Below are 13,492 nucleotides of genomic sequence, written 5' to 3'. Positions count from 1 at the left end.
TACAATATGAAAAATATAATAAAACTACTAGTATTTTTACTAGCAAGTACATCTTTTGCACAGGTTACGTTTCAAGGTGTAGTAAAAGATAGTACAGGTGTTGGTTTAGAGTTAGCCAACGTAGTAGCTATAAACCAAGCAACAAAAAATTTAGATTCTTATGGGATTACCAACGATAAAGGTCGTTTTAAGTTAAATTTAGAAGAAAATTCTACCTATACAATTACTGTTAGTTATATCGGTATGCAATCTTTATCAGAAACAGTAGAAACTAAAGAAGCAAATGTAGAAAAAGACTTTACAATGTCTTTTGATGATAGTTTAGATGAAGTTGAATTAACCTATGAAATGCCAGTAACCATTAGTGGAGATACCATAGTTTATAACGCAGATTCTTTTAAAAACGGAACCGAAAGAAAACTTGGTGATGTCCTAGAAAAACTTCCAGGTGTAGAAGTAAATGATGAAGGTGAAATTGAAGTAGAAGGTAAAGCTGTTGGAAAAGTTATGGTAGATGGTAAAGACTTTTTTGATGGCGATTCTAAATTAGCTACAAAAAATATTCCTGCAAATGCAGTAGATAAAGTGCAGGTTTTAAAAAACTATTCTGAAGTTGGTCAACTTAGCGGTGTAACTAATAATCAAGATAATATTGCCATAAATATTAAGTTAAAAGAAGGAAAGAAAAACTTCTGGTTTGGTACTATTACAGGCGGTATTGGTGACTCTCCAGACAAAACTTTATACCTAGCACAACCTAAATTGTTTTATTACAGTCCAGAAAAAAGCATCAACTTTATTGGTGATTTAAATAATGTTGGTGAATTGGCTTTAACACGTCGTGATATCTTTAACTTTTCTGGTGGTTTCCAAATGCCAAGTCAGCAAAGTGGTACAAATATAAGTTTAGGAAATAATAATCTAAGTTTTCTTCAACTACAAAATAACCAAGCTAAAGATATTAATACAAAGTTTGGTGCTGCTAACTTCAGTTTTTCACCAAAAAAGACTCTAGACTTAAGTGGTTTTGGTATTTTTTCTAGTAGTCGTATAGACTTACAAGAAAACCAAAATGTAATTTATACAGACCAAAGTTTAAATATTCCTAATGAACAAACAGAGACAAACACACATCAAAAAAGTGATTTAGGAATGATTAAATTAAGTGCTAAATACAAACCTAACACTAATAATCAACTAGATTACGATATTGTTGGACGTACATCTAAAGAGTCTCAAGATCAAGTAGTATTATCTTCTGTAGTTGGTGGCATTGACGAAAATCAAAACTCAAATCCATACAGTATCAATCAGAATTTAAACTACTACTACACGCATGACGAGAATAATATTTTTGCGTTATCTGCGCAGCATTTAATTCAAGATGAAGATCCTTTTTACAAAGCCGTTTTAGAGAACGATCCAACAAACAATGCAGATGCAGATAATGATGCTTTTGATAATACTGCATTTGCTTTAGGCTTAAATACAGATCAAAATTTATACGATGTAAATCAAGAGAAGCGTGTAAAATCTAACCAATTAGATGCCAAATTAGATTACTGGAACATTCTTAATAAGAAGAGCGATATTAATTTTACTATCGGGACAATTTACAGCAAGCAACAGTTTAATTCTAATATCTTTCAAGTGTTAGATAACGGAAGCGAGTTAGATACAACTCCAATTGCAGGTGTAACCGATGTAAATGATACAGATTACACATTTAGCGATGTGTATTTAGGATTACATTACCGTTGGAAAACAGGTAAGTTTACTATTAGTCCAGGTGTTTCTGCTCATGCTTATAGCGCAATTAATACGCAATTTGGAGAAGAAACTAAAGATAACTTTTTCAGATTATTACCAGATTTAAATGTTCGTGTTCAGCTTAAACAATCAGAAAATTTAAGTTTTAATTATAGAATGCAAACCCAATTTACAGATGTTAATCAGTTTGCTAGAGGATTAGTTTTAAATAATTACAATTCGACTTTTATTGGTAATCCAGATCTAGAAAGTGCATTGTCACATAACTTAAATTTAAGTTATTTCAGCTTTAATATGTTTAATTATACTAACGTGTTTGCCTTTTTAAATTACACAAAAAGTATTGATAATATTAGGACAAGATCGGTGTTTCAAGACGGTTCTGTAATTAGAAGTAGTACACCTTTTAACTCCGGTTTTGAAGACGAATCTTTTACAGCAAGCGGACGTTTTCAAAGACGATTTGGTAAGCTACAAGGTAGTGTAAGAGGTAGTTTTGCCTACACAAAATTTAATCAGTTAATTAATGATATTGTTTCGGTTAACGAAAACTATAATCAAAGCTATACAGCAAGTATACGTTCTAACTTTTTAGAAGCACCTAATTTTGAAGTAAGCTACCGTTACAGCATTCAAGATAGCGATCAAGGTAATACAAGAACTAAGTTTTATACCAATGCACCAACTTTTGAATTTGATGCATTAATCTTCAAAAAATTAACTTTTAAGACAGACTATACATACAGTAATTTAAGAAATGAAGATGAAACTATAAACTCTTTTGATTTATGGAATGCCTCTTTAGCGTATCGTAAAACAAATGATAGTAAATGGGAATATGAGCTTAAAGCAACAAACTTGTTAGATACAGCGACAAGAAACCAAACAAGCAACGGAACATTTTCTGTAAGTACAAGTCAGTACTACATACAACCAAGATTTTTAACACTAAGAGTTATATATAATTTATAGTATTGAATTTTAGTCCAGTAAAAAAGCGCTTTTAAAAAGGCGCTTTTTTTATTACCACTCATTAATTCTATTAGAATCTAATTTAATAAAAATGAATAGTAAAATAGTAAATCCCCAAAGACCAGAGCCACCATAACTAAAAAACGGAAGCGGTATGCCAATGGTTGGGATTAATCCCATAACCATACCAATATTAATATTAAAGTGAATAAATAAAATACTAGCAACCGCATAACCATACATACGGCTAAATTGATTTTTTTGACGTTCTGCAAGAATAATAACCCTTACAATTAGCAATACAAATACAATAACAGTAAGTGTGCTACCAATAAATCCCCATTCTTCACCAACGGTTGTAAAAATGTAATCTGTATGTTGTTCTGGTACAAAATTTCCTGTAGTACGTGTACCTTGTAAAAAACCTTTTCCTGCAAAACCACCATTACTTATAGCTTTTTCAGATTCGTTTAAATTGTAAGCTATGGTTTGTTTCATTTGCTTCAATTTAACAGGGTCTTTTTCTAAGCTTAACCAAATTGTAATACGGTCTTTTTGATGGACTGGTAAAAAGTTTTGATAAATAAACCTTACAGTAAATGCTAGAGCTCCGGATATTAAAATGACCACTAAAGGTTGAAAAAATGATGGTCTCTTTTTTCTGGTGAAATGATGAGTTAGCACAATAAAAGCAGTAACTAATAAAGTAATTATTAGTCCAAATTTTAATGCAGAAATAGAAAGTAAAACTATTAAAACCGCAATAACTAAATAGATTTGAGGTAAACCTTCTCTGTATAAAACAAAGAAGAAAGCGCTATACACCAAAGTACTACCTGCATCTTTTTGAAGTAAAATTAATAGAGCAGGTAACACAATAATACCAAAAAGTTTTAATTGATCCGAAAAACTTTTAATATCTGTGTTTAAATCGCTTAAGTATTTTGCAACAGCAAGCGCAGTAGCTGTTTTTGCAAACTCACTTGGTTGAAGTGTCATAGATCCTATTGCGTACCAAGAAGTGGCTCCGTTAATATTTTTACCAAAGATGAATAAACCAACTAAAGAAACTATAGAGATGAGGTAAAAAATACTAGAAAACCGTTCGTAAAATTTAGCTTCTAGAGACAAAATAAAGATAATTAAAACGACAGATAAACCAATAAATATTAATTGTTTACTGTAAGAATGACTAAAATTAAAAAGTTCTATAGCGTCGCCTGAATGTGATGCAGATAGTATATTAACCCATCCAAATCCTACTAATAAAAAAAATAGTATTATGGTTAGCCAATCAAATTTAAAATGTCTGTCTGTTTCTCTTAGCATTTAGTTAAGCTGGTTTAACTTTTGTTTTAGTTTATTAAATTCTTCTGGCGGAATGACTTGTAACTCAGTTTGGCCATTAATTTTAAACGGTTTACCAGAATAAGGTTTTGCGTATTCGTTTTCAAGACTGTGTGAAAGTAGCCAATCTTCTAAATCTGTTCTTGTGATTTCGCCTTTTAAATGTTTTTCAATCATTAAACTAGCAACTTTTCCTGCAAATCTGCTTCCCCAATATCCATTTTCAACAAAAACAGCAATTGCAATTTTTGGGTCGTCTTTTGGTGCAAACGCCACAAAAATAGAATGGTCAGTAAGCTGTGTTCTTACACTATCTATTCTGGTAAAATTTTCTACTGTACCAGTTTTTCCACAGATTTCAATATCTTTTATTTTAAGGCTACTTGCAGTACCACTTTTGTAAACTTGGTGCATACCTTCAATTACTGGTTCAAAATTTTCTTTGCTTATAGAAGTGTATTTTGGTGTTTTAAAACTTTCAGGAATAGTGTCTCCTTCTATAGATTTAATAATGTGTGGTGTAAAATAAAAACCTCTGTTAGCTATTGCGGCAGTCATATTTGCCAACTGTATAGGTGTTGTAGCAACTTCACCTTGTCCAATTGCATTAGACACAGTATAAGTAGAGTAGAAGGTTTTTGGATATTGATAGCTATAGTACTCTCTATCGGGAATTCGCCCTTTTTGACCAACAAAAAGATCGTTATTTAGATAGTTGCCTAAACCAAAACTTTTTACATGCTTACTCCATTTATCAATACCAACAGATGCATTTTCATATTTATCTAATATGCGTCTATATGCTGTTAAAAAATAAGCATTACAAGACTCTTCAATACCTTCAATCATATCATTTCTTTTACCAGAAGGACAGTGACATCCCATAAAACGGTTACCGTATTTAATACCGTGATAACACGTTACTTTTTCATTAGGGGACATAACGTTTTCTTCTAAAGCAATAAGAGCATTCATTAATTTAAACGGTGAACCTGGCTCGTAAACACCTTGTAAGCTTCTGTTAAATAAGGGTTTTGCAATAGAGTCGTTAAATAGTTTTGTAAAGTTTTTGCTTCTATTTCTTCCAACTAAACTATTTGGGTTGTAAGTAGGAGCAGAAACCATTGCTAAGATTTCTCCTGTTTTTGGTTCTATAGCTATTACTCCACCACGTTTATTGGTCATTAGTAACTCTCCATAAGCTTGTAAATCTGCATCAATTGTAATTTTTATGTCTTTACCAGCTCTTGGTAGCGTATCATATTTACCGTTTTTATAAGGTCCTATATCTTGATTATGGATATCTTTTTGGATAAACTTAATCCCTTTTTGTCCACGTAATATGTTTTCATAAGAAGCTTCTACACCTTGTTTACCTATTAAATCTCCACTATGGTAGTAATTGTCTTTTGCTATATCTCTGCTATTGACTTCTCCTATGTCTCCTAAAACATTTGCGCCAATATTGGTTTCGTATTTTCTTAAGGATCTTTTTTGAATATAAAATCCTTTATATTTTCTCATTTTTTCTTGAAGGATAGCGTAATCTTCTTTTGCTAAATGAGAAACAAAAACAGAAGGTAGTCTTGGTGAGTAATGCCTAGCTTTATTATATTTATTTAAAAACTGTTCTTTATTGATTTTTAAAAGTGAACAAAACTCTAAAGTATCTAAAGGTTTGACATCTCTAGGAATAACCATGACATCATAAGATGGTTGGTTTGATACTAAAAGTTTACCATTTCTGTCGTATACAAAACCTCGTTTAGGATAATTAAAAACTGTTCTAATTGCATTGTCATCATAAATGCTTTGGGCATGACTGTTAAATACTTGCAAGTATAACAATCTACCTATAAATATGATACCAACAATAATTACAAAAAAGAAAAGTATATATTTTCTCATTTAGTTTTTTTGCTAAAAATAGTAGTTATTAAAATACTAAGTAGTATAGTAAAAATGCTGGATAATAACGTGTTTTTTAAGATTAAAATTATTTTAGAAATGTTAAAAAATTCCATCAAAAAGTAAAAGAAATGATGAATAACTATCAAGATGCTAAAGTAAGCCAGTTTTTGAATAAAATTAGTGTTGTTAAACTTTAGCACATTGTGTTCGTATACTGCACCAAAGCTAAACTTTAATACAGCAGGTCTAATAAAGGCTATAATTAAAGAAGCTGTTGCATTTATACCGCCAGAATCCATGAAAAAATCTATAATTAACCCTAGTAAAAAACTTAAAAATAAAAACAACATACGATTGTTTTTTACAGGGTATAATGCAATAAAAAGTATGTAAATGTATGGGTTTACGTAGCCTAAAAAATCAATATGATTAAATAGTAATACTTGAAAAACTATTAACAGTAAAAACCTTAATGTATGTATAGATAATAAATTATTCATTGTTTAATAAATCTTCAATTAATGATTTGTCTTTGTTTTCTATAACCATAACATGCTCTAAATTGGTCATGTCATTAAACAATGAAACGTTTATTTCGTAATAATTCTCTGTAATATCTAGTTTAAAATCTTTGATAGAGCCAATAAGTATTCCTTTTGGAAAAATTGACGATCTACCAGAAGTTATAATAGTATCTCCAATTTTAACTGGAGCGTTTTTTTGAATATCTGTTAATTGTACAACTTTTGGGGACTTTCCGTTCCAACTTAAAGTCCCAAAATGATTAGTTTTTTTAAGTTGTGCACTAATACGACTTGTTGTATTTAATATTGAAATAACTGTAGCGTATTTTGAGTTGTAATTGGCTGTAATACCTATAATCTTATTATTGTCAATAACAGCTAAGTCGTCTTTTATACTATCTTTTTTGCCTTTATTAATTAATAAAACATTTTGTTGCTTAGAGTAGCTGTTTTTAATTATTCTAGCAGGTGTAAACTTAAAAGTATTTTCAAAAGTTGTAGTGTCTATATAGCTAATACTTTCCTTTTTAGTATTACCAATTAATGTGTTAAGTCTAGCGTTTTCTTTATTAAGTTTTTGGTTTTCTTCTTCTAAGTTAAAATAACTAGAAATTGAGTTGCTAGTATTATAAAGTCCTCCAGTAAAAAAATTAGCAGAATTTATAAACTTACTTCTGTGATAAGAATGTGATTGAATTGTAAGTGAAACCGAGATAGACAGTAGCAACAAGAAAAACAAAAACGATTTGTTTCTTAAAATGAAATTTACAATTTGTTGCATAGTGTTTTTATCCTACTTGATCAATACGCCTTTAAATCTACCTATGTTTTTTAGCGTAATACCTGTTCCTCTAACTACAGCACGTAATGGGTCTTCTGCAATGTAAACAGGTAAATCTGTTTTTTGAGAAAGACGCTTGTCTAAACCACGTAACATAGATCCTCCACCAGCTAAGTAAATACCTGTATTGTAAATATCCGCAGCTAATTCTGGAGGCGTTTGAGATAATGTTTCCATTACCGCATCTTCAATACGCAAAATAGACTTGTCTAATGCCTTAGCTATTTCTCTATACGATATTTGTACCTGTTTTGGTTTACCTGTTAACAAATCTCTACCTTGAACACTCATGTCTTCTGGTGGTAAATCTAAATCTTCGGTAGCAGCACCAATTTGGATTTTAATTTTTTCAGCAGTACGCTCTCCAACGTAAAGGTTGTGTTGTGTACGCATGTAGTATATAATATCGTTTGTAAAAACGTCTCCTGCAATCTTCACAGATTTATCACAAACAATACCACCTAAAGCAATAACTGCAATTTCTGTTGTTCCTCCACCTATGTCAACAATCATGTTTCCTTTAGGTTGCATAATATCTACGCCAATACCAATTGCTGCAGCCATAGGCTCGTGGATTAGGTACACTTCTTTGCCGTTAACACGTTCTGCACTTTCTTTTACGGCGCGCATTTCAACTTCAGTAATTCCTGATGGAATACAAATAACCATTGTTAAGGCAGGTGTAAATAGCTTTTTCTTTAATGCAGGTATGTTTTTAATAAACATACTAATCATTTGCTCTGACGCATCAAAATCTGCAATTACACCGTCTTTTAGAGGTCTAATAGTTTTAATGTTTTCGTGCGTTTTACCTTGCATCATGTTAGCTTCTTGACCAACTGCAATGATTTTTCCAGAAACTCTATCTCTGGCAACTATGGAAGGCGCATCTACCACAACCTTATCGTTATGAATAATAAGTGTGTTTGCTGTTCCTAAATCTATTGCGATTTCTTCAGTTAAAAAGTCAAAAAAACCCATGCGCTACGTGTAATTATTTGCTATTAGTATATGATGGTGTAAAAGTAAGAAAAATGCTGAAATTATTGTGAATTTAATAATTTACTTGCTACTTAATTTTATTAAGATATAAATTCCTTTTCAAGTAACAGATTTTTTTATGTTTTATTTTATTGAAGTTGAAAATTTTTGCATAAAAAAAGCTTCAGTGTTTAACTGAAGCTTTTAAATATATTTTAAATAGAAATTAGTGTTTAAAATGACGTGTCCCAGTCATGACCATTGAAATATTATTATCATTACAATAATCAACACTTAATTGGTCTTTTATAGATCCGCCAGGTTGAATAACGCTTGTTATACCAGCGTTTCCTGCGATTTCTACACAGTCAGGAAATGGGAAAAATGCATCACTTGCCATAACACTTCCTTGTAAATCAAAATTGAAAGATGTTGCTTTATGTATAGCTTGATTTAATGCATCTACACGACTAGTTTGACCTGTTCCACTAGCACAAAGTTGCTTGTCTTTTACTAAAACAATTGTATTAGATTTTGTATGCTTACAAATCTTTGAAGCAAAGATTAAATCTTCAATTTCGGCATCTGTTGGTTTTGTGTTTGTTGCATAAGTAAAATCTTCTACAACATCAGTCTTATTATCTTTATCTTGCACTAAAACACCGTTTAAACATGTTCTTACAGTTTTAGCAGAAAGCGGTGTGTCTTTTAAGATTAAAAGAATACGGTTTTTCTTTCCTTTTAAAATCTCTAAAGCTTCACCTGAAAATGAAGGTGCAATTACAACTTCACAGAATAAATTATGAATATCTGCAGCAGTGTCTGCATCAATTTCAACATTAGAAATTAATATACCTCCAAAAGCAGAAACAGGATCGCCTGCTAATGCATCTGCATAAGCTTGTTTTATTGTACTACGTTGTGCAAAACCACAAGCATTATTATGTTTTAATATTGCAAAAGTTGGCGCTTCGCCTTTAAATTCGTTTATTAAATTTACAGCAGCATCGACATCTAAAAGGTTGTTGTAGCTTAATTCTTTACCGTGTAATTTTGTAAACATAGCGTCAAAATCACCAAAGAAGAAACCGTCTTGATGAGGATTTTCGCCATATCTTAAAACTTGACCTTTAGTTTCACTTAATTTGTAAGCAGGAATATTTTCAGTGGTGTTGAAATAATTGAAGATTGCCGAATCGTAATGCGATGATACATTAAATGCTTTTGCAGCAAAACGCTTACGATCGTCTTCGCTTAAATTTCCTTTTTTGTCTGTGATTAGCTCTAAAAATTCAGCATAATCATCTACAGAAGATACACAAATAACATCTGCATAATTTTTTGCAGCAGCACGTATTAAAGAAATACCTCCAATATCAATTTTTTCAATAATATCTTGGTTTGATGCGCCAGAAGCTACCGTTTTTTCAAACGGATAAAGATCTACGATTACAACATCTATTTGTGGTATGTCAAAGTCTTTCATTTCTTTAACATCGCCATCATGATTTTGACGATTTAAAATACCACCAAATACTTTTGGATGTAATGTTTTAACGCGACCACCTAAAATAGAAGGGTAAGACGTTACATCTTCTACAGGAATGACGTTAATGCCTAAATCTTTAATGAATTTTTCTGTACCACCAGTAGAATAGATGGTTACACCTTGTTTGTCAAGTTCTTTAACAATTGGCTCTAAACCATCTTTGCTAAATACTGAAATTAATGCAGATTTAATTGTTTTGTTGCTCATTATAGTTGTGTTAATAAGCCATCAAATGTAATGAATTTCAAGTTTTTTTCAACTTTGTTTGTTATAGTTTTTTTAACTAAAAAATATAAGTTGTTAACATAAAAAAAAGCAACTATAAGAAATAGTTGCTTTTTGTAAGTTGTTGATTTGTTACGTTTTATAATATTGATGCTACTTTTTGGCAAACAAATTCTAAAAAACGTTCGTCTGCTTCTGTAAACGGATCTGGAGTGTTAGAATCTATATCTATTTGACCAATGTTTTCTCCGTTAACAAAAATAGGAATTACAATTTCGGCTTTTACAGTAATGCTACATGCGATATAGTTGTCTTGTGCAGAAACATCCGGAACGACAAAATTTTTGTTACTTACTGCAACTTGACCACAAATACCTTTACCAAAAGGGATGATTGTATGATCTGTTGGTTCGCCAACATAAGGACCTAATTTAAGTTCGTTTTTATCACCGTTTTTAAAGTAAAATCCAACCCAATTATAATATTCTATATTGGTTTCTAGAAGTTTACATATGTTTAAAAGTTTTTCGTCTTCAGATAAAGAAGAATTAGCAATTATAGCTTCAACTTGAGGTTTTAGTGTATCAAAACTCATTTTCATAAAATTTTTGGTAAAAGTATTTAAAAAGGTGTAATTTCCACATTTATAAAACTATTTTTTTTCTATTTACGCATTTGAAATCTTTATTATTACAATACAAGTCTGTTATTAAATTTATAATCACTTTTTTATTGGTTTATGGTGTGCTAAGTTTTGTTTATAGTCAATATCTAGAGCTGTCTAAAGGAACGATTTATTATCCTGATTACGTGACAAATTTGGTTGCTAACCAATCTGAAATTTTATTAGATAGTTTTGGGTACGATAGTCAAGTTTTGCCACATCCTGACGAGCCTTCAATGAAGCTTTTAGTTAATAAAAAATATGTTGCAAGAGTAATAGAAGGTTGTAACGGTACAAGTGTTATAATTTTATTTATTGCTTTTGTTGTAGCTTTTGCAGGTAAACCAAAAACCACCTTTTTTTATATTTTGTCAGGTAGTGTTTTAATTTATACAGTTAATCTTTTTAGAATAGTAATTTTAGCAATTGGATTGTATCATTATCCTTGGCGAAAAGAAATTTTACACTCTGTGATTTTTCCAGGAATAATTTACGGAATGGTATTTTTATTATGGATGTTTTGGGTGAATCGTTTTTCTAAAATCAAGAAAACTAATGGGTAAATACGCTAAATATATATGGATAGGTTTGCTGTTTTGCTTATTAGCTTTAGTGCGTTTTTTTGAAAACGAATTGTTTTATGATCCGTACTTGGTGTTTTTTCAAAATGACTATTTGTATTTGGACTCGCCAAGACGCGAAGTTGCAAAATTGGTAGCTTTTACAACATTGCGATATGGGATTAACACCATTATTTCTTTAGGTATTTTATATCTGTTTTTTAAAGATAAAAGTGTTGTGAAGTTTTCGGTATTAGTTTATTCGATTTCTTATTTCATTTTAATTATACTTTTCTTGTACTTTGTTTTAAATCCAAAACAAGAAGATTACTACGTATTTTTTAATATTAGGCGCTTTTTAATTCAGCCTTTAATATTGTTATTGCTTTTGCCAGCTTATTATTATCAACGGTTAAAGACATAAAAAAACCACTTCAATTTTGAAGTGGTTTTTTAGTATTATTTATTTGATAATATTACATCATTCCTGGCATACCTCCGCCCATTCCTGCAGGCATTCCTCCAGATGGATTGTCTTCTTTAATGTCTACTAAAGCACATTCGGTAGTTAAGATCATTCCAGAAACAGAAGCTGCATTTTCTAATGCTACACGAGTTACTTTTTTAGGATCTATAATACCAGCTTTAAGCATATCTACGTAAGCTTCAGATTTTGCATCGTAACCAAAGTCTTTTTTACCTTCAATTACTTTTGCTACTACAACGCTACCTTCTCCGCCAGCGTTTTCAACAATAGTTCTTAAAGGCGCTTCGATAGCTCTAGCTACAATTTGAATACCTGTAGTTTCGTCTAAATTATCTGTAGTTAATTTTTCTAAAACAGATTTTGCTCTAACTAAAGCAACACCACCACCAGCAACAATACCTTCTTCTACAGCTGCACGAGTTGCATGAAGTGCATCATCTACACGGTCTTTCTTTTCTTTCATTTCTACTTCACTAGCAGCACCAACATAAAGTACAGCTACACCGCCTGCTAACTTAGCTAAACGCTCTTGTAGTTTTTCTTTATCGTAGTCGCTAGTTGTTGTTTCAATTTGTGCTTTAATTTGATTAACTCTATTTGTAATCATGTCTTTATCACCAGCACCATTAACAACAGTAGTATTGTCTTTATCAATAGTTACGCGTTCTGCAGTACCTAACATATCAAGAGTTGTGTTTTCTAGAGTGTAACCTCTTTCTTCACTTACAACAGTACCGCCAGTTAAGATTGCAATATCTTCTAACATAGCTTTACGACGATCTCCAAATCCTGGTGCTTTTACAGCAGCAATTTTTAAAGAACCACGTAATTTATTTACTACTAAAGTGGCTAAAGCTTCTCCATCTACATCTTCTGCGATGATTAATAAAGGTTTACCAGATTGAGCAACAGGCTCTAAAACAGGTAATAAATCCTTCATTGTAGACACTTTTTTATCGTATAATAAAATGTAAGGATTTTCTAAATCTGTAACCATTTTTTCGCTATCAGTAACGAAGTAAGGCGATAAATAACCTCTGTCAAACTGCATACCTTCTACAACGTCTACATAAGTATCTGTTCCCTTTGCTTCTTCTACAGTAATTACACCTTCTTTACCTACTTTGCTAAATGCCTTAGCTATTAAATCTCCAATAACATCATCGTTATTTGCAGAGATTGAAGCTACTTGCTTAATTTTTTCTGAAGAGTCTCCAACTTCTTTAGCTTGTTTACCTAAATCGGTTACGATAGCTTCTACAGCTTTATCGATACCGCGCTTTAAATCCATTGGATTAGCGCCAGCAGCTACGTTTTTTAATCCTTCTTTTACTATTGCTTGAGCTAAAACGGTAGCAGTAGTTGTACCATCACCAGCAAGGTCATTAGTTTTAGAAGCAACTTCTTTTACCATTTGTGCGCCCATATTTTCTAGAGCGTCTTCTAATTCTACTTCTTTAGCAACACTTACACCATCTTTTGTTACTACTGGTGCGCCAAAAGAACGACTAATAGTTACGTTTCTACCTTTTGGTCCTAATGTTACTTTTACTGCATTTGCTAAAGCGTCTACACCACGTTTTAATCCGTCGCGAGCTTCAATATCAAATTTTATATCTTTTGCCATTTTTATTTAATTTAATGTTTTTGGAATTGTTAAT

11 protein-coding genes are annotated in these 13,492 nt (G+C 31.4%); 3 read left to right on the top strand and 8 right to left on the bottom strand.

Annotated features, from left to right (window positions below; genetic code table 11):
* Positions 1-6 precede the first annotated feature (6 nt).
* The gene (locus ACEQT4_RS08695) at positions 7-2,742 is read left to right on the top strand and encodes an outer membrane beta-barrel protein (RefSeq protein WP_370227025.1); all 2,736 of its coding nucleotides are present in this window, start codon (positions 7-9) and stop codon (positions 2,740-2,742) included.
* A gap of 51 nt (positions 2,743-2,793) precedes the next feature.
* Here the strand turns inward: ACEQT4_RS08695 and rodA are convergent, their stop codons facing one another.
* From rodA to ACEQT4_RS08660, 7 genes are all read right to left on the bottom strand, one after another.
* Positions 2,794-4,071: a rod shape-determining protein RodA gene (gene rodA / locus ACEQT4_RS08690; RefSeq protein ID WP_370227024.1), complete on the bottom strand. Its 1,278-nt coding sequence runs from the start codon at positions 4,069-4,071 to the stop codon at positions 2,794-2,796.
* The gene (gene mrdA, locus ACEQT4_RS08685) at positions 4,072-5,997 is read right to left on the bottom strand and encodes a penicillin-binding protein 2 (protein ID WP_370227022.1); all 1,926 of its coding nucleotides are present in this window, start codon (positions 5,995-5,997) and stop codon (positions 4,072-4,074) included.
* Positions 5,994-6,500, bottom strand: a complete 507-nt coding sequence (locus ACEQT4_RS08680; RefSeq protein ID WP_027880520.1) for a hypothetical protein — start codon at positions 6,498-6,500, stop codon at positions 5,994-5,996. The genes mrdA and ACEQT4_RS08680 overlap by 4 nt, the downstream gene beginning before the upstream one ends.
* Positions 6,493-7,305, bottom strand: a complete 813-nt coding sequence (gene mreC, locus ACEQT4_RS08675; RefSeq protein WP_027880521.1) for a rod shape-determining protein MreC — start codon at positions 7,303-7,305, stop codon at positions 6,493-6,495. The genes ACEQT4_RS08680 and mreC overlap by 8 nt, the downstream gene beginning before the upstream one ends.
* A gap of 12 nt (positions 7,306-7,317) precedes the next feature.
* Positions 7,318-8,346 (bottom strand): rod shape-determining protein, encoded by a 1,029-nt coding sequence (locus tag ACEQT4_RS08670; protein ID WP_027880522.1) that lies wholly within the window; start codon positions 8,344-8,346, stop codon positions 7,318-7,320.
* A 226-nt stretch (positions 8,347-8,572) separates the two neighbouring features.
* On the bottom strand, positions 8,573-10,102 hold the full coding sequence (gene purH, locus ACEQT4_RS08665) for a bifunctional phosphoribosylaminoimidazolecarboxamide formyltransferase/IMP cyclohydrolase (protein ID WP_370227021.1): 1,530 nt from the start codon (positions 10,100-10,102) through the stop codon (positions 8,573-8,575).
* Between the two features lie 157 nt (positions 10,103-10,259).
* Positions 10,260-10,715 (bottom strand): GAF domain-containing protein, encoded by a 456-nt coding sequence (locus tag ACEQT4_RS08660; RefSeq protein ID WP_027880525.1) that lies wholly within the window; start codon positions 10,713-10,715, stop codon positions 10,260-10,262.
* Between the two features lie 80 nt (positions 10,716-10,795).
* Between ACEQT4_RS08660 and xrtF the strand changes: the two genes are divergently transcribed.
* Together xrtF and ACEQT4_RS08650 are read left to right on the top strand one after the other, a co-directional pair.
* Positions 10,796-11,347, top strand: a complete 552-nt coding sequence (gene xrtF / locus ACEQT4_RS08655; protein WP_370227019.1) for an exosortase family protein XrtF — start codon at positions 10,796-10,798, stop codon at positions 11,345-11,347.
* Complete coding sequence (locus tag ACEQT4_RS08650; RefSeq protein ID WP_027880527.1) at positions 11,340-11,768, top strand: exosortase F system-associated protein; 429 nt, start codon at positions 11,340-11,342, stop codon at positions 11,766-11,768. Before xrtF ends, ACEQT4_RS08650 begins: the two co-directional genes overlap by 8 nt.
* Positions 11,769-11,820: 52 nt before the next feature.
* Here the strand turns inward: ACEQT4_RS08650 and groL are convergent, their stop codons facing one another.
* Positions 11,821-13,458, bottom strand: coding sequence for a chaperonin GroEL (gene groL / locus ACEQT4_RS08645; protein WP_027880528.1), 1,638 nt, complete (start codon positions 13,456-13,458; stop codon positions 11,821-11,823).
* Positions 13,459-13,492 lie beyond the last annotated feature (34 nt).

Source organism: Mesoflavibacter sp. (assembly GCF_964226795.1).
In the GTDB taxonomy this organism is placed as follows: Bacteria; Bacteroidota; Bacteroidia; order Flavobacteriales; family Flavobacteriaceae; genus Mesoflavibacter; species Mesoflavibacter zeaxanthinifaciens.
The sequence above is the reverse complement of the archived record's forward strand: the minus strand, read 5'-3'. Positions and strand labels throughout refer to the sequence as shown.